Below are 17675 nucleotides of genomic sequence, written 5' to 3' on the forward strand. Positions count from 1 at the left end.
AAACACCATCGCTGTGATTGTATCCTCGCCGTCCGATGATTCTCACAACTTCCGCTATGACGCTATTGTGAATACATGCCCACACTGACCCAGATCGCTGAATCTGCATCTGCTACTCCCATTCCCACAGGTGCGATCGAGCTATTACATCGGCTTCTTGAAGATTGGCAGGTCATCGCTGACCTTGCCGCTGCGGACTTAGTTCTGTGGCTTCCCACAGATGACAATCGGTTTATTGCAGTTGAAAGTTGCCGTCCATCGACGTCTGTTACCGTGCACGCCGAGGATCCACGAGGCCTTTATCTGCCGCTTGCTCGCGAGGCTGAGCTTCGTCGCGCCATGGAAACCTGCGAAGTCGTTCGACCAACTGCGGCGCACTGGGCTGGCACGTACTCGATGATGGAGACCTGCGTTCCAATCCCCTACCAGGGCGAGGTTGTTGCTGTACTGACCCGCGAAGCAAATCTCTCTTCCCCCCGCTCTGTTCAAGGTTTTGACACGTGGACTGGAGACGCCGCGGATGTCCTCTGCGAAATGATTTCTCGCGGTGAGTATCCCTACGATTCTGCCCCGACAATCACTGGACACGGCGTTCCTCGCGTCCAGGACGGTGCCATTTTGATTGACCCTGAGGGCAAGGTTCTACAGGCAACCCCGAATGCGACCTCGTGCTTGCGTAGTTTAGGAATTCGGGAATCTGTTCTTGGAGAGGTGCTTGCGCAACGCATTACCGACGTTGTTTCTGACTCGACAATCGTTGAAGAGTCCTTAGCAGTAGTTGTTATGGGCCGTGCGCCTTGGCGCGTTGAATTGAGTGTTCAGGGCTCAACGGTCACAATGCGCGCTCTTCCTTTATTTAACGGACGCAAACGTTTGGGCGCTGTCATTTTGACTCGCGATCTGTCCGAACTGCGTAGACGCGAGCAGGAATTGATGACGAAGGATGCAACGATTCGCGAAATTCACCATCGTGTGAAGAACAACCTGCAAACCGTTTCCGCGCTATTGCGTCTCCAAGCACGTCGTTCTGACTCCGAAAGTGTTCAAACGGCACTTCAAGAGGCCGAACGCCGTGTTCAAGCGATCGCTACCGTCCACGAGGCTCTTTCTCAAAATGTTAATGAACAGGTAGATTTCGACGAGGTCGCACGAACAATCGTCCGCATGGCAGGTACGGTTGCCTCAACCGATCATTCCGTTGACGTAGTGACAACTGGAGAATTCGGTAGCCTTGAGGCCCCTCAGGCTCAGGCAATGGCAACGGTCTTGAATGAACTTGTGTCAAATTCGGTTGAGCACGGACTTGCCGACAAGGACGGGCTGGTTCAAGTCCATGCTGAACGTAATGACAGCCAGCTCACGGTCACTGTTTCAGACAACGGGGCAGGAATCCAACCCGGGCGGGCGATGACCGGTCTGGGAACTCAGATTGTCAGCCAAATGGTCCGTTCAGAACTTCAAGGAAATATTGAATGGCTGCCAGGAGCCGAATGCGGAACTACCGTCGTCATCAGGGCCCACCTGAATAACTAAGAGCCCAACATAGCGAAAAACCGCTTCCATTCTCCTGCATGTCGACGACACCCGACGTGAAACGACTGTGGGTCCGGGTGAGTATTCCTCACCCGGACCCACGCCTTTACTCAAATTGAGCTATCAGGAACCAGAGCCGCTTTGGGCATCCAGCTTCTTTTGGGCGTCGATAGCCTTCGTCAGAGCATCATTTAGACGCTTCTGTGATTCGCCATAGGCTGCCCAGTCGTTGTTCTTCAGTGCATTCTGACCATCTTGGATGGCTTGGTTAGCATCTTGAAGTGCCGAAGCAAGCTGCTTGGAGGGCTCACTTTCAGCCTGGTTTTGTTGATCGCCACCGCCCTTATTCTTATCGGTAGATTGATCACCGCCGGCGACCTTCGCAGCGGAATCACCGCCGAAGGTTTGGTCAAGGGATTCTGCCAGTGTGGGCGCAAAACCAACTCTGTTACCGAAGGCTGTCAGCACAAAACGCAAGACCGGGTAGTTTGCTCCACCCGAACCTTGGATATAGACCGGCTGGACGTAGAGCAGGCCACCACCAACGGGCAGAGTCAACAAGTTACCCCTGATAACCGTGGAATCAGACAGGTTCAAAACATTGAGCTGCGAGGCAATCGTTTGATTGGTGTCGTAGGCGTTCTGGATCTGTCCCGGACCGGGGACCGTCGTCGAAGACGGAAGCGCAATCAGCCGTAGCTTGCCGTAGCCCTCACGAACCTTGCCGGCCTCGCTTCCGGTTTCAGAATCAACCGCGAGGAATCCAGCCATGGCCTCGCGCTTGGATTCCCCACCCGGAACGAAAACGGAGGTCAATGAGAATTCTGCGCTCTGCTGCCCTGGCATCTGCATGGTTAGGTAATACGGCGGTTGCACGCGGACTGCCTGCTGCTGCGCGCTGCTCATGGTAGCAGTCGATGCCCCATTTGCAGTTGCGGCTGTAGAGGTTTCCTCAGCAAGGCGCCAGCGGTCACCACCGGTGTAGAAATCAGAGGCATCGCGCACGTGGTAAGAGGTCAGCAGGTCACGCTGGACCTTGAACATATCCTCGGGGTAGCGCAGATGGCCCATGAGGTCAGCGGAAATATTCTGCTTCGATTCGACACTTCCCGGATAAATCTTCATCCACGTCGACAGAATGGGATCTTTTTCATCCCACTGGAAGAGACGCACCGATCCGTCGTAGGCATCAACAATCGCCTTGACAGAATTACGCATGTAGTTGATGGAGTTTTCCTGGATGTACTGCCCCACCGACTGCGAACGCGAATCAACCGTGCTGGACGACAGCGATTGATGCTGAGCATAAGGATAGGAATCCGTTGTCGTGTATGCGTCGACAACCCAAACAAGGCGCTTGGGCGTCGAGGGGTCACCATCCGTATCGACAACGGCAGGGTATGCCTTCTGTTCCAGTGTCAGGTAGGGAGCAACCTTTGCAACGCGAAGAAGCGGATCACGATCGTAGAGAATCTGCGATTCCTGATTCGTTTGCGAGGAGAAGAAGATATCGGTTGACCCGAACTTAATCGAGTACAGAAGCTTATTCCAAACGTTCCCAACCGAAGGACCGCCATTACCCTTGAAGGTCGTGGAGACCTGGCCGCCAGGCGCGTTGTCATCCGGGTAGTCGAGCTCTTGGTTAGGAGTTCCTTCAGGGCCGCCGACGATCGAATAGTCGGGGGCCGACTGCGAGAAGTACACACGAGGCTCGTACTCGCCAATCTCTCCCTTTGAGGGGATGGACTGCTCCCAGTAGGCGGGAAGGCCATCAGAGGTGATGGTGTTACCGTAGGCAGCTACAACACCGAAACCGTGCGTGTAAACGGTATGACGGTTCACCCAGTTCTGCTGTTCTTGAGACAGGCCTGCCAAGTTCAGCTCACGCATTGAAATAACGGTATCGCGACGTTCACCGTTAATGGTGTATCGGTCGACGAAGAAACCGGAATCGAAGGAGTAGTAGGGACGCGACTGCTGCAACTGCTGGACAGTCTTGCGAATCACCTGAGGGTCAAGAAGACGAATCTGTGAAGTTGACTCGGAGTCTTCACGAAGCTGCCCGGGTTGAGCGGTGGTCGTCGCATCGTAGGTCTGATAGTCCAGATCATCGAGCCCGTAAGCTTCCAAGGTCGCATCAATATTGTGCTGAATATACTGGGCGTTCAGCGAACGCGCATTTGGGCGTACACGGAATTGTTCGATCAACGCCGGGTATGCGCCACCAATCACCAATGCCGCAACGACTGTAACCACAACGCCGATCGTTGGAAGGCGCCACGTTCCCCTGAATGCGGCCACAAGGAACAAAGCGGCAACAGCGATGGAAATAGCAGCCAAGATCGAGTGCGCGGGAAGCGTTGCATTGACATCCGCATACATTGCGCCATCAATATTGTCACCGCTCTGAGTCAGCAGCGAGTACCGTCCAATCCAGTACTGCACACCGATAATCACCGAGGCAATCGCGGCCAAAATCCCCAGGTGACGACGCACCGGCACAGTCGCGTGCGGACGTGGTACCACCTGCAAACCACCGTAGAGGTACGAGGCAACGATCGAGACGATGAGCGAAAGGAACACCAAATGGAGCAGGAAGGAAACAACGAGCTCCAAGAATGGAAGAGTGAAAACGAAGAAAGAGATATCCCAGCCAAAAATCGGATCCGTCTTTCCAAAAGGCGTCGCATTGAGCCAGGTGAGGACTGTCTGCCAGCCTTCCGCAAGACGAAGGCCTGCAGGGATACCCAGAACCAATGCAACCAGCCAGAAGGCAAACTTCTTAAAAGGCTCGATAGCGTCTTGGTACTGCCTCAGATTCGCGGCGGCTTCGCCGCGCTTTGACGATACACGGTGACGATGGGCCAGGCCGATCATGATGCGCAGCACAGCGACTGACAAGACGACACCGACGACGGCTAAGCCTGCAATCACTCCCCAACGCGTCAGTAAGATCCGAGTCGCGTGCATCTGCTGGAACCACAAAATTTCAGTCCAGAATGAAGAAGCCGCGTAGACAAAAAGTCCAAGAAGCACCAGAACCATAACGGTAATTGCCCCCGGCCCCACCTTTGGGCGTCGGATCTCAATTTTGGGCAATTGAATTGGCTGATGGTCAGGAAAGAACGGAGAATCGCTCACAAGACATCCTCTCGAAGAGTGATCACAGTGTTCCTATTCTAACGAGAGACTCATGCATCTGCGTCTGTCTTTCGCCTATGGGAAAATGACACCATGGTTGAACTGACTCCTACTGCACGTCAAATTGCTCTTGCGCACGTTGTTATTGACATCGAAAAAGCAGCATCGGTCGTGGGCTGGGACCACGCGCCTTCTCTCTACGCTTTGGTTCACACCGCAATGTTGCTCGAGCAGCCCGATCTACCCGATGAGCTCAAGGACGCACTCCGCAAGGAATGGGATGGGACGGACGAGCACCTCAGCGCAATCATCCAAGAGGACTTCCAAGGAGACGACCTCGAAGAAATGCTCGCTCATCTTGCCTGGCCCCCTTCGGTCGTGGGTGCAGCTTTAAGCGTCGAACGCGTCATTGTTCCGCCTGAAGTCGAGGCTCAGGCCCCAGCAGATCCCGAAGAAGCCATTGCCTTCATCTCAAACCATCCCCAAGCTACTGATGTCCGTATCGCCGCGGGAGCATTGCGCAGTGGCGAAACATGGAGTGCCCTTCGTGCCCGCACTTTCGATAGCGATGACAAGGTCGGCCAAGGATCACGTTTGGTTCCCAGCCTGACCGACGCTCTTCTGGCCTCGCTCTCGGACTGAAAATTTTGTTACTTCGCCTCGCAGGTTGGTAGGGAATCCCCACGATTCTGGCCAATCGCGACCACGTCCTCGTGCGCTTCATGAAGGGTCGAAACGCGAACGACACGCAGCCCTTCGGGAACGTGCCCGATCACCTGATCGCAATTGCTTTCCGGTGCAAGGAACCAGCTGGCCCCATCGCGCTTTGCACCCTGCATTTTCTGTGCGATCCCACCGATTGGCCCAACCGTACCGTCGTAGGAAATCGTCCCAGTACCCGCGATTGATTGGCCTCCCGTCATGTCTCCTTCACTCAAGCGGTCAATAATTGCCAGCGAGAACATCATTCCCGCCGAAGGGCCGCCAATATCTTTCATAGCGAAGTTAATTTCTACGGGAATATCGGCCTTAACACCCAGATAAATTCCCATTTTTGAGCCCTGAGATCCATCTTCAGGCGCAGATGTGACGATTGTCTCTGTGTGTTCGACGTCTTCACGCTTCAGGGTGATCGTAACGGTGGAGCCAGGAGCAACAGAATGCATGATCACGAAGGGATCTGCCGCCGTTTCAATCGGGTGCACCACCCCATCGGGGGTCTGGATCGACTCCAAAATGTCAGAGTCTTGAACTTTTCCAACCGCATCTGAGCCCTCGACCGCACCGGAGATATACACGGTTGCGGGTACCTTCCATCCCAGTTCCGCGAGCGCGGCGATCTGAGCGGAGTACTGCGAGTTCTCCATCTGATGAGCGTTCCGGTTATCCACTTGCTCACGGGTCACATTCGCTGGGTAAACCTTTGAGTACGGGATCATTTCCGAGGCCGGCGTCAGTTTCGCTTGAATCCATCCAAAGACATTGAGACGCCTGCCCGGCCCTCCCATTTCCGTGACGGTCACCATGCGGAGTTGCCCGCCTTCCTTGGGGGCGGTGGGGTCGGGGTTCGTGATTTCTTCGCCAGTTTGTGGATTGGTACCCGTGATCGACAAAATCTCTATCAAGCCACCCTGCTGATCCTGAGTCTTCCCCAGGACATCAACCGTTGGTCCGGGAAGCCTTGCAACGTAGGGCAGCGGGATTACAGTGCAGGCGATAATGACCAAAGTCAACGCCACTACGCCAGCGGTTAGACGACGAAGCCATCGAAGAGTCCGCTCACTGCGTTGCGTAGTGTCGGTCTCTTCAAATTCGAGGTCTTCGTTGTCATTCATACCTGCCATTGTCTCTCAGCTGCTCACTTCGTGTCCTGAAAAGTCATGAAAACTGAAGAAAGAGGAGGCATCTTCACTCCCCATCTAATTGCGCTATGAGCAAAGTTGAGCGGAAAGAGCGCGATATCTCTAGTACTTCTTGTTCCTTGACTATTAGGCTCGTGATATGAGTGACAACGAGTCGAACATGGAAGAGTTCCTACGTCAGTTGCTGGGCGAGCAGGCCGCTCGCGCTGCAATGGAATCCATGCGCGCCCGAGGCATTGACCCCGAAAGCCTCAACAGTCAATTCCCTGATCCCTACATGATGAAGCAGGCGCTCACTCAATTCGCGATGATGATGAACGGCCCTGCCAGCGGTCCTGTTGATTGGAAGAGCGCCTTACAAGTCGCACACACGAAATCTTGGGATTCGAAAGAAACCGCCGTCACCGCAGCGCAAGCTCAACGAACTCGCGAAGCAATGTCTGTTGCTGACCTGTGGCTAGATGCTGTTGTCGAATTTGGCCCCGGCAACGTCAATCGTCAGGTATGGACTCGCTCCGAATGGATTGATGGCACCGCTGAGGTATGGAAGCGTATTTGCGAACCGGTTGCTGCAAATGTTGCTCAGGCCTTTGAAAGTATCCTCGATGAGCAGCAAAAGCACATCGCGGATATTGATCCCTCGCTGTCAGATTCGGTTCCAGATATTTCAAGTCTTCTTAACTCAACTCGCGATATTTTGCCCAAGATGTCCTCGTTCCTTTTTGCAAGCCAAATTGGAATGGCTTTGGGCCAGATTGCTCAAAGCGCTCTGGGATCAACAGACGTCGGTATTCCCCTTGCGGATGGTTCGACCACAGCCCTCGTCGCTCGTAATATCGAAGATTTCGCTGATGAACTTGAAATTCCCTTCGAAGAAGTGCTTCAGTTCATTGCTTTGCGCGAGTGCGCACATCATCGTCTCTTCGCCGGTGTTGCCTGGCTGGCTGGTGATCTTACGCGTGCAGTCGAGCGATACGCGCAGCATATTGCGATCGATAGCGAGGCCGTCGCCGAGGCCGCGACTCGTCTTGACCCAGCGAACCCTGAGTTCAATGAAGATTCGCTGAACGAACAGATCTTCGCAGCCGCACCGACGCCCGAACAACGTGCAGCATTAGAACGTGTGGAAAATCTTCTTGCCCTGATCGAAGGCTGGGTGGATGTTGTCACCTCACAGGCAGCACGCCCCTATCTTCCCCACCTCGAGCAGCTGCGCGAGCTGATGCGCCGTCGGCGGGCATTGGGCGGTCCCGTCGAGAAGATTCTTGGAAGCTTAATTGGCTTAAAGATGCGTCCGCGTCGTGCTCGCGATGCAGCCAAGCTCTTCCAATTGGTCACTCAAGAAGAGGGCAGCAAAGCCCGCGAAAAGCTGTGGGCCCACCCCGATTTGATTCCCAATAGCAATGAGCTCGATTCTCCAGAAACCTTTGTTTCGCTTCGACGCGCCGAGGCCGAGGCCAGCGCCGATATCGACCAGGCACTTGAGTCGCTATTGGATGGTTCAATGGGATGGGCTGAGGGGCTTGATCCCACGATTGACCCCGAGGCAGATACCCTGCGTAAGGCAGGTTTTGATATTGGAGACGCATCTGAGGGCGAAGGTAACGCTTCGGATGACGATCAATCTTCAGATAATGGGCCGGAGTCCCAATCCTGAATTTATTGACCAAATAATCCACAGGCTGAAGGCCTCATCGGAGTTTTCCACAGATTCTTAGTTCTTGCCCATAAGTGCAATCTCCCACGCACAATAGGAATTCCCTATTCCACAGTGCGGAGGAAAAATGGCAAGCCCCCTGAGTATCGAAATTAACGGAATTGACCCCGTGACCATCGCGGCAGTAGAACTCATCATTCAAACCCTGCCTGAGCTTAGACTTCGTCTTGTTGATTCACGTCGACTGAGTGCTGAATTAGCAGGCCTTCTTCCGGAGGAACGCCTGTTTCCACGACGTTCGCAAGCCCTTCGCTCACACCTCGCTAAGCACTATCCTCATCTGCGCTATTGCAGTTCGTACTCCCCTATCGATTTGGGAATTATCGCTTCCGTGGGTTCCCATGATCTCGAGAAGGCGGACGCAATGATGCACTGCGATATCCCGCATCTCCTCACCTGCAGGAATGAGAGCTACTGGGACATCGGTCCGCTGGTAGTGCCGGGGGTCACCTGCTGTGCGCGTTGTCTTGAGACCACACAATCCGACCACCATTCACTTCCTAACCTCGGTCGCGACCTTGAACTATGGCGTTTTGAAACGCCACTCCCCTGGCTCACTCACATGGCTGCAGCTTGGCTCTCTTTGATGATTTACGACTTTGCACGCTTCGGCATGGACCGACGATCGAGCATGAACCGTTTTCTACGCATCACGACAGAAGGAGAGGTTTCATGGATCGAGGTCGATAATGATCCTCTCTGTGGCTGCACCAGTGCAGCAGTCTCACAGTCTCCGGCGCCTTCGCTGACAACAGCTACTTTGTCTACGAGTATCGGCGAATTCGACATGCTCAGTCATAATCACCGCTACCGCATTGCCTCATAGTTACGCCTGCTCTGTTTCCACTTGGACTTCTTCGCCGCGGATAATTGCCAAAATTTGAGGCCCGAAGTAGTCGATTTTCACTTCGCCAATTCCGCGAATAACCCGAAGCTGAGTCAGCGTCTTGGGCTGAGCGATAGCGACATCTCTCAAGGTCTTATCGGTAAGAACAGCGTAAGCCGGAACTAATCGAGCCTCTGCCTCAGCTTTTCGCCATGCACGTAAACGTTCGAAGAGTTCAACAACCTCCGGAGTATTACTCTCCTCAAATTCAGCATGGGCTGCCTTGGCCGCGCTGCGTTTAGACGTACCTGCGCGCGTTGAAGAAACTCCGGCTTGGCGTCGTTCTTCTCGAGGCCACAGATCCTTCATGAAGCGGGAACGCTGGCGGTTTCCCCCGCCGTGACGCGAACGCGAATACGAGATCGCAAGATGATCCCGAGCACGTGTCATTCCCACGTAGAGCAGACGTTTTTCTTCCTCAATTGCATCTTCGCCCTGCGCAAGAGAGATCGGAATAAGCCCTTCACTCACCCCAGCAAGGAAAACGTGCTCCCACTCCAGTCCTTTTGCCGCGTGAAGGGTCGAGAGTGTGACCCCCTCCGTGGTTGGGGCAGCTTGTGAGACCTCACGCTCAAGAAGATTATTGACGAACCCAATGAAAGAGTTATTGGTAGAAGATCGTGCCATTTCAACAATGGCATTGAGGTTGTCCCATCGTTCTCGAACCGCGCCCTGAGCCTGTGGTGCCTGCGGGGACCATCCAGCGATTCCAAGAAGATCTTCAACCAAGTGAACAACATCAGCCTCGTCAATTCCTTGATTGTGCAAAGTTGTCGCTTGCTTCTTTAATAGAAACATCGCGCGGCGGACCTCTTCGCGCTCAAAAAAGCGCATCCCAGAATGGACCAGGAAGGGAACGCCGGCCTCGCTCAGCTGGGCTTCGAAATTTTCTGACTGGCCATTGGTTCGATAAAGAATTGCGATCGAGGAATACGAAACTCCATCATCGTGGAGCCCCCGGATCCGCCGCGCGATTCCCACGGCCTCGGCATTGTCGTCCGCATAGCTCTGATAGTCGACAGGGACACCGTTATCCCGCTGAGATACCAATTTCACGGCGCCTTTAAGAACAGACGAGTGTTCGCCCTTCATCAGGGTATTCGCTGCACTCACGATCTGTGGGGTCGACCGATAGTCACGAACCAATTGCACGACGCGAGCTCCCTTGTGCTCCTGTGCAAAGTCTTGAAGGTAGCGCGGTGAGGCACCCGCAAAAGAATAAATAGTCTGAGCAACGTCACCAACAACGCAAATATCATGGCGCCCACCAAGCCAAAGGTTGAGAACATGGTGTTGGAGGGCAGAGACATCCTGATATTCATCGACGACGAAGCTGCGGTATTGACGATGAATCCGTTGAGCAATAGCTGGATAGTCCTGCAAGATTCCTGCCGTCAGCACCAAGACATCTTCAAAATCGAGAACCCCCCGGTCCTCTTTGGCCTCCTGATAGGCGTCCATCAGTGCCAGAACATCGTCAACGCTAAGGTCACCCGGCGGCGTTCGCCTATTGGTGCGAACGGCCTCGGCATAGGCATCAGCATCGAGCATGGAGACCTTCGACCACTCAACCTCGGCGGCTAAATCGCGAACGAGCGCTTTGTCTGCACGGATACCGATTCGTGCGGCAGCTGCGGAAATCAAGGATGCTTTGTGCTCAATGAGGGGTGGCATGCTCCCGCCGATGGCACTTGGCCAAAAATACTGGAGCTGGCGCAAGGCGGCCGAGTGAAAAGTCCGTGCTTGGACGCCGGGAACCCCAAGTGCTGTCAGACGCTCACGCATCTCAACTGCAGCTCTCTTCGTGAAGGTCACTGCCAAGACATTTGTCGGTTCGTAGACACCGCGTGCAACGCCATAGGCAATGCGATAGGTAATCGCTCGCGTCTTACCCGTCCCAGCCCCCGCAAGCACCGCCATTGGACCAGAGACGAATTGCGCGACACTGCGCTGATCGGGATCCAGTGCTTCAAGAAGATGTTCAGCGCGTTCGTCATCTTGGACGCTCACAGTGCATCACCTTCCGCATGCAACCAAGTGTCGATCATCATGCGAGCGATCGCGGTATGGGTAGGGATCTCCAGCTCGCCACTGTTGACCGCATCAATAAGTTCCGCGCGCGTCATCCATTTCATGGCATCCACCTCTTCCATATCTGGAGAGGGATCCGGAGTACCAGAAACTTTCCCGGTAAAGCCAATCATGACCGAGCGCGGGAAAGGCCAAGGCTGCGTCGCAATATAGCGGACCTCTTTAACATCCAAAGAGGCCTCTTCTTTTGCTTCCCGAACTACCGCATGCTCAGGAGCTTCTCCTGCCTCAACAAAACCAGCAATAAGCGACATGAAACGCGGTTTCCATGACCGGTTATGTGCAAGCAGCAAACGATCTTTCTCATCGGTGATTGCAACGATCACTGCGGGATCTTGCCTGGGATATTCGAGGCGATCACATTGGACGCACCGTTGAGCCTCTCCCCCATTTTCGTGTTGGAGTTTCCCGCCACACCTTGGGCAATAACGCGTACGCTCATGCCAACGCAGAAGGGCTAAGGCACGCGCACATGATGAACAGTCAGCAGCTTCAAGGAGTGCTGCCTCATACCGAAGAGACAGCCACTGAGGATCTGCCGACGCTACGCTAGTGGCCGCGAGGGAGTGAGTTCCTTCAACAAGCGCACCCCAATCTTCTTGAGAGTCAAGGATTGCGATAAAGCGCGCAACACCGGAAGAATCAACCCCACCAAAGAGCACGCGTTCCGCATCCTCAACTGCAGGACCAATATCCGCGGCTCGCAGTGGAGTGCTCCCATCGGAAGTAAGCGCAACCATCCCCTGAGTGGTCATTGCCAGAACCCGCAAAGAACGCGCGTGGGGCGCTAAGGAAGCACGTACTGCCTCGTACCCACCTTTGTGCGTCATCCGCGGGGCCCATGCGCTCAGTTCATGCGGGAAATAGAGCTGCTCATTGGCGAAAGGAAGACCAGTAACCGTGTCAAAATGGGGCATGATGTAACCGTAGCCGTCCTTCGCTTCAGTCACAACGCAAATGCGCGTTAGGCTGGAGTCATGACTACTTCTCAGCTTCGCGCCGATGGGCGCACCCCCTCACAGCTTCGCCCCATGTCTATCACTCGTTCCTGGGCAGGAACCGGCGAAGGATCCGCACTGATCGAATGCGGGAACACGCGCGTTCTGTGCGTTGCTTCGCTCACCGAGGGCGTCCCCCGTTGGAAGCGCGACAGCGGAGAGGGCTGGGTAACCGCAGAGTATTCAATGCTTCCGCGAGCTACTTCCGAGCGCTCTCAGCGTGAATCCGTCAAGGGAAAGATCGGCGGCCGCACCCACGAGATTTCGCGTCTTATCGGCCGTTCACTTCGCGCGATCGTTGATATCAAGGCGCTCGGAGAGAACACTCTGGTCCTTGACTGCGATGTTTTGCGAGCCGATGGCGGTACCCGAACCGCTTCAATTTCCGGCGCCTATGTTGCGCTTTACGAGGCGATTTCTTGGGGAATCTCAAAGGGGATCATCGCCGCTTCTTCTCCGCAGAAGGTCCTCTCTGATTCGGTAAGCGCGATTTCCGTCGGCATCATCGATGGCACCCCCATGCTCGATCTTCCCTACGTTGAAGATGTGCGCGCGCAGACAGATATGAACGTCATCCAGACTGGTTCGGGTTCTTTCGTTGAGGTTCAGGGAACCGCTGAACACGCGCTCTTCTCCCGCACCGAACTTGGCGAGCTTCTTGACTTGGCAACCGCCGGTAATGCTCAGATTCGCGACCTCCAGGCACGCGCGTTGGCAGCGGATCCGGGAGTCACCGTTTCTTCCGAGGCCACGCTGTGAGCTCCGTGCACAGCGCAAATGCGCCTCGCCTGGTTTTTGCGACCGGAAATGCACACAAGGTTGCAGAGCTCGAGGCAATCATCGCTCCCCTCCTCCCCGAGGGAGCCGGTCGAATCGCACGGATGAGCGACTTCGATGTCGCCGAGCCCGTTGAAGACGGCGCTACTTTTGCCGAAAACTCTTTGATCAAGGCTCGCTCTTTGTGCGCAGCAACTGGAATCGCTGCGCTCGCCGATGATTCCGGGCTGTGCGTTGACATCATGGGTGGCGCGCCCGGGATCTTCTCTGCCCGATGGAGCGGAGCTCATGGAAATGACCGTGCGAACCTTGAGTTACTCCTTGCGCAGCTCAGCGACGTTCCGCTTCACTTACGAGGCGCTGCATTTGTTTCCGCAGCAGCATTAGTATTGCCCGATGGCACTGAGTTCGTTGAGCTCGGACGCGTCGAAGGACACCTGACGACCGCTCCGCAAGGCGAGCGGGGATTTGGTTACGATCCAATTTTTATTCCCTCGGGTATGGATCGCACTGCAGCACAGCTCACTGCAGAGGAAAAGAATGCAATCAGCCACCGCGGGATTGCTTTTCGCGCGCTTGCGCCGCGAATTATTGAGGTTCTAGCAGGCAACTAAGCAACGCACAGGAAAACGCGTAGTCGGATGATGAGATTCCGGCTACGCGTTTCTTTTTCCCGGAATCGGTGTACCTACGCGTTCTAGAAATCGACAGACATACCGGTCGTCGCAAGCTCCACGTTCCCGCTGTAGACCTGCTGTGCCTGCCAACGTGTAGCCTCGGGATTATTCCACGGCTGGATATGAGTAAGAATGACACGACCAACTTCAGCACGCGCGGCAAGGGTACCTGCACGGCTACCATCCATGTGGATCCCCTCGACGGTGTCTTCCTCAGTAAAACCTGCTTCACTGAGAAGAAGATCTACCCCGCGAGCGCCTTCAACGATGCTGTCACACAGATCAGTATCGCCGGTGTAGAAGAAAGTGCTGCGCGATCCAGAGGTATCGTCTTTTAAAAAACCAGAAGGGCCGCTGATGCGAACACCGAAGGCTGGTACAGAGTGCCATGCCTGCGCTGCACTCACGGTGAAGGGACCAAAAGACCAACTCTGAGCATCTTTGAGTTCCTTGAAAATGAACTCTGTCGAATAGGTTTCATCTTCGTCAGCACCGTCGATCTGGCGAACACGGTCCGGTAAGCATGCCGGCCCTGCAAGAACCATGGGATCACGATAAGCACCAGGTCCCCAGCGCCGGTAGACGTGCAGAGAAATCACATCTCCCATGTGGTCCGCGTGACAGTGCGAGAAAATCACCGCATCAAGATCTGCTGGCTCAATGTAACGCCACAACTCACCGAAAGATCCTGGCCCCATGTCCAAGACAAGGTTCCAGGTTCGCTGCCTCCCAGTTCTTTCATCGGGACCGTGAGCTTGAAGCAGGTAGCAGGATGCAGGTGAATCAGGTCCAGACATTGAACCCGTGCAGCCGATGATACGAAGCCTCACTGAGCATCTCCTTCTAGCGGGAGGGATGGGACTTCACTCACGCTTTGAACCTCAGGCCCAAGGAAACGGCGGGCAAGAATCGGGAAGCGCGACGAAGCATCGGTGGTGAGGAACTGGTGCTGCGGTTCATCACCTGCGCCGCGGCGCGGCGCATGGAGCAGATCGCGGTCAACCAACTCGTTGTAAGTGACATTCGCCGTTGTGGCCGAGGAGGTAACCAGACGAACGTTATCCCCCATCACTCGACCGATAACTCCGGTAAGAAGCGGGTAGTGGGTGCAGCCCAGAATCAGGGTATCGACACCTTCTTCTTTCAGGGGAGCAAGGTATTCGCGGGCAATACCCTCCAGCTCAGGACCTGCTGTTTGCCCAGCCTCGACGTATTCGACGAAAAGCGGGCACGCCTGCTGGAAGACTCGAAGACCAGGAACTGCAGCAAGAGCATTGACATAGGCTTCCGATTGGATGGTTGCCTGAGTTCCAATCACGCCAATCTTGTGATTGTGCGTTGCAACGACAGCAGCACGCGCGGCAGGGGTCACGACCTCAATGACGGGAATGTGCCGGCCCACCCAGTACCGTTCCCGCGCGTCCGACAGCGCAGCAGCGGTTGCAGTATTGCATGCAATGACCAAAGCCTTTGCTCCGGCCTCGACAAGGCGGTCAAGCCCCCACAGCGTCAATTGGCGAACTTCGGCGATCGGACGCGGACCATAGGGAGCGTGAGCCGTGTCCCCCAGGTAAACGATGTCCTCGTCTGGCAGCTGATCAATGACGGCACGCGCAACCGTGAGTCCACCTAAACCAGAGTCGAAAATACCAATCGGCGCGTTATCCATACAACGAAACTAACTCGCTTCACCCTGGAGATGCACAGATTTGAGCAGTGACTCTTGCCACCATGTGATCAGTAGGTAGATCGCGGCAGCGCTTTGCTCGCGTGTCCCCTCGGGTTTTTCCTGAGCGATTGTCTCGATCCGAATCACGTCAGAATCGTTATGAATGCCCAGTTCTCCAGCCAAAGCAAGGCGCATATCGGTAAGGGCACCAAGCCAATTCCACGTCGATTCTTCGTCCAGAACAAGGTAGTTTGTTCCGTCAACCAGCACATCGTTGAGTTGGTTACACACGGTACGAAGTCGCTGAGATTTTTGTGAACGCAGCGTGTCCTCGGTTAGCGCACGCAAGCGTGCCGCCTCTTGGGGATCCGTGCTCATAGGGGGAAGAAGGAAATCCAGAGCAGGATCAATCGCTGCTGCACGTTCGCTCTCAAGTCCGGTTGCAGCGGAAAGGAACATAGGGAAATCCCCCGGGTCGTCTAAGACCACAAGGATTTCGTGGATGAGCTGCTGGATCAGAAGGTTGTAGTCCCTTCCGATCGGTGCGCTAATCCCCCGTCGTGAGACGGTAAAGGGGCCGATCACGTGACACGCTCCAATGTTGATTGCACTCCGTAATCGTGGAGTGTTTGTAGGTCTGCTTCGACGCGTTCACGTAGCCCAGTGGCGATGATGGCCTGTCCATCACTGTGCACTTGCAAAGTCAGTGCTTCGCACGTAGGACGCGGGTAACCGAAGTGCCGGTGAAGGACTTCGGCGATGTAGTCCAATGAGTTAATCGGGTCATCCCAGACAATGAGGTTCCACCTCGGCACCGACGCTTTTACGGTCCCGACATTGGGATTTTTCGCCGTCACAGGAACGCCCGACATACCTTAAGCCTACGCATGAAATGCCCTCCTGTCTGCATTTTTGGCATTTCTTGCACATATTTCCACGAAGGCGATTAAATTTGAGATATGCCTGCATCATTTGAAACGTCGCTTCTGACGGATATGTACGAATTGACCATGCTCGACGCCGCCATGAAGTCGGGGACTGCGAATCGACACTGCGTTTTCGAGCTCTTTGGTCGGCGCCTTCCCGCTACCCGCCGCTACGGCGTCGTTGCGGGGACGGGACGGGTTCTCGAGGCCTTGGACCGCTTTGAGTTCTCCCCTGAGCAAATCCAGTGGTTGGCCGAAAAGAAGGTTGTCTCTGATACAGCTCTCGAGTACTTGTCAACCTTCCGTTTCCGCGGGAATATTTCAGGCTATGCCGAAGGCGAGTGCTATTTCCCGGGCTCTCCCCTACTCACCGTTGAAGGTACCTTCGCCGAGTGCACCCTTCTGGAAACACTTCTTTTGTCGATCTACAACTACGATTGCGCAGTCGCCTCTGCTGCTTCGCGTATGACAATTGCCGCGCACGGACGCCCCTGCCTGGACATGGGTGCACGCCGAGGCCACGAGCGCGCAGCTGTCTCTGCAGCACGTGCCTCCGTTATCGGCGGCTTCGCGGGCACTTCGGATCTCGAGGCCGGCAAGCGCTACGGAATCCCGGTGATCGGTACTGCCGCCCACGCATTCACCCTGCTTCACGACAGTGAGCGCCAAGCATTCGATGCTCAGATCGCCTCCCTTGGCCCGAATACAACTCTCCTGGTCGATACATACAACGTCACCGAGGGCGTCAAGACAGCCGTCGAGGCCGCACGCGCTGCAGGCGGAGAATTGGGCGCTGTACGTTTGGACAGCGGCGACCTCGTCGCTCAGGCCTTTACGGTGCGCGGACAACTGGATGCGCTCGGTGCGACCTCCACGAAGATCACCGTGACTTCCGATCTCGACGAGTATGCCATTGCAGCTTTGGGAGCCGCTCCCGTCGATTCTTACGGTGTTGGCACACGTCTGATTACCGGTTCCGGCGTCCCCACCGCGGCCTTGGTATACAAGCTCGTATCCCGCGAGGACAGTGACGGAAATATGGTGGGTGTTGCGAAGAAGTCTGCTTCAAAGAACACCGTTGCCGGTAAGAAGTATGCGGGTCGCCTTTACGACGAGGACGGCTACGCCAGCGAAGAAATCCTGTTCACCGGAAGCGCTGAAGAGGCTTCTGTTTTCTTCGAAGAAAACGGCGCCCGTCCCCTTCAAGTTCCACTGATCGTCGATGGAGAAATCCAAAGCGAAGCGTGGAGCTCTCAGGCGCTATCCGAGGCCCAGGCACGTCACCTGCGTTCACGTAATGAGCTTCCTTACCAGGCATGGCGCTTATCGGAAGGTGAACCTGCAATTCCAACGCGTTACATCTGAGCACTCAACATTATTGACGGCTGTGGGGGCTGC

The 17675-nt window shown here is 55.2% G+C and carries 15 protein-coding genes; 7 read left to right on the top strand and 8 right to left on the bottom strand.

All coding sequences use genetic code 11. From position 1 onward, the window contains the following. The first annotated feature begins 75 nt into the window (after window positions 1-75). On the top strand, window positions 76-1533 hold the full coding sequence (locus HGAS_RS01975) for a sensor histidine kinase (RefSeq protein ID WP_019126257.1): 1458 nt from the start codon (window positions 76-78) through the stop codon (window positions 1531-1533). Window positions 1534-1656: 123 nt separating this feature from the next. Here the strand turns inward: HGAS_RS01975 and HGAS_RS01980 are convergent, their stop codons facing one another. Next, window positions 1657-4674 (bottom strand): UPF0182 family protein, encoded by a 3018-nt coding sequence (locus HGAS_RS01980; protein ID WP_019126258.1) that lies wholly within the window; start codon window positions 4672-4674, stop codon window positions 1657-1659. Between the two features lie 93 nt (window positions 4675-4767). Between HGAS_RS01980 and HGAS_RS01985 the strand changes: the two genes are divergently transcribed. Then, window positions 4768-5316, top strand: a complete 549-nt coding sequence (locus tag HGAS_RS01985; RefSeq protein WP_009409123.1) for a PPA1309 family protein — start codon at window positions 4768-4770, stop codon at window positions 5314-5316. A gap of 8 nt (window positions 5317-5324) precedes the next feature. On the opposite strand, the gene HGAS_RS01990 is transcribed toward HGAS_RS01985, so the two are convergent. Beyond that, window positions 5325-6509 (bottom strand): PDZ domain-containing protein, encoded by a 1185-nt coding sequence (locus HGAS_RS01990; RefSeq protein ID WP_233993667.1) that lies wholly within the window; start codon window positions 6507-6509, stop codon window positions 5325-5327. A gap of 166 nt (window positions 6510-6675) precedes the next feature. Between HGAS_RS01990 and HGAS_RS01995 the strand changes: the two genes are divergently transcribed. After that, on the top strand, window positions 6676-8193 hold the full coding sequence (locus tag HGAS_RS01995) for a zinc-dependent metalloprotease (protein ID WP_026066575.1): 1518 nt from the start codon (window positions 6676-6678) through the stop codon (window positions 8191-8193). Window positions 8194-8320: 127 nt separating this feature from the next. Further along, window positions 8321-9079 carry a hypothetical protein gene (locus tag HGAS_RS02000; protein ID WP_019126261.1) on the top strand — a complete coding sequence of 253 codons (759 nt, stop codon included), beginning with the start codon at window positions 8321-8323 and terminating at the stop codon, window positions 9077-9079. On the opposite strand, the gene HGAS_RS02005 is transcribed toward HGAS_RS02000, so the two are convergent. Then, window positions 9080-11149 (bottom strand): ATP-dependent DNA helicase UvrD2, encoded by a 2070-nt coding sequence (locus tag HGAS_RS02005; protein WP_019126262.1) that lies wholly within the window; start codon window positions 11147-11149, stop codon window positions 9080-9082. Continuing rightward, window positions 11146-12180 (bottom strand): NAD(+) diphosphatase, encoded by a 1035-nt coding sequence (gene nudC / locus HGAS_RS02010; protein WP_019126263.1) that lies wholly within the window; start codon window positions 12178-12180, stop codon window positions 11146-11148. The genes HGAS_RS02005 and nudC overlap by 4 nt, the downstream gene beginning before the upstream one ends. A 27-nt stretch (window positions 12181-12207) precedes the next feature. On the opposite strand from nudC, the gene rph reads away from it, so the two are divergent. Both rph and rdgB read left to right on the top strand, forming a co-directional pair. Continuing rightward, on the top strand, window positions 12208-12987 hold the full coding sequence (gene rph / locus HGAS_RS02015; protein ID WP_019126264.1) for a ribonuclease PH: 780 nt from the start codon (window positions 12208-12210) through the stop codon (window positions 12985-12987). Further along, window positions 12984-13619 (top strand): RdgB/HAM1 family non-canonical purine NTP pyrophosphatase, encoded by a 636-nt coding sequence (gene rdgB / locus HGAS_RS02020; protein WP_019126265.1) that lies wholly within the window; start codon window positions 12984-12986, stop codon window positions 13617-13619. The genes rph and rdgB overlap by 4 nt, the downstream gene beginning before the upstream one ends. Before the next feature lie 83 nt (window positions 13620-13702). Here the strand turns inward: rdgB and HGAS_RS02025 are convergent, their stop codons facing one another. From HGAS_RS02025 to HGAS_RS02040, 4 genes are read right to left on the bottom strand one after another with little or no spacing between them, the layout of a single operon-like run. Further along, on the bottom strand, window positions 13703-14512 hold the full coding sequence (locus tag HGAS_RS02025) for an MBL fold metallo-hydrolase (protein ID WP_019126266.1): 810 nt from the start codon (window positions 14510-14512) through the stop codon (window positions 13703-13705). After that, a complete protein-coding gene (murI, locus tag HGAS_RS02030; RefSeq protein ID WP_019126267.1) occupies window positions 14509-15351 on the bottom strand; it encodes a glutamate racemase in 843 nt (280 codons plus the stop codon). The genes HGAS_RS02025 and murI overlap by 4 nt, the downstream gene beginning before the upstream one ends. A gap of 9 nt (window positions 15352-15360) precedes the next feature. Then, complete coding sequence (locus HGAS_RS02035) at window positions 15361-15936, bottom strand: DUF2017 family protein (protein WP_009409112.1); 576 nt, start codon at window positions 15934-15936, stop codon at window positions 15361-15363. After that, window positions 15933-16223, bottom strand: coding sequence for an ATP-dependent Clp protease adaptor ClpS (locus HGAS_RS02040; RefSeq protein WP_009409111.1), 291 nt, complete (start codon window positions 16221-16223; stop codon window positions 15933-15935). The genes HGAS_RS02035 and HGAS_RS02040 overlap by 4 nt, the downstream gene beginning before the upstream one ends. 87 nt (window positions 16224-16310) lie before the next feature. Here HGAS_RS02040 and HGAS_RS02045 point away from each other — a divergent pair, with 87 nt between their 5' ends. Beyond that, a complete protein-coding gene (locus HGAS_RS02045) occupies window positions 16311-17642 on the top strand; it encodes a nicotinate phosphoribosyltransferase (RefSeq protein ID WP_019126268.1) in 1332 nt (443 codons plus the stop codon). The last annotated feature ends 33 nt before the right edge of the window (window positions 17643-17675 follow it).

It is taken from the genome of Actinomyces sp. ph3, from assembly GCF_000308055.1.
In the GTDB taxonomy this organism is placed as follows: Bacteria; Actinomycetota; Actinomycetes; order Actinomycetales; family Actinomycetaceae; genus Pauljensenia.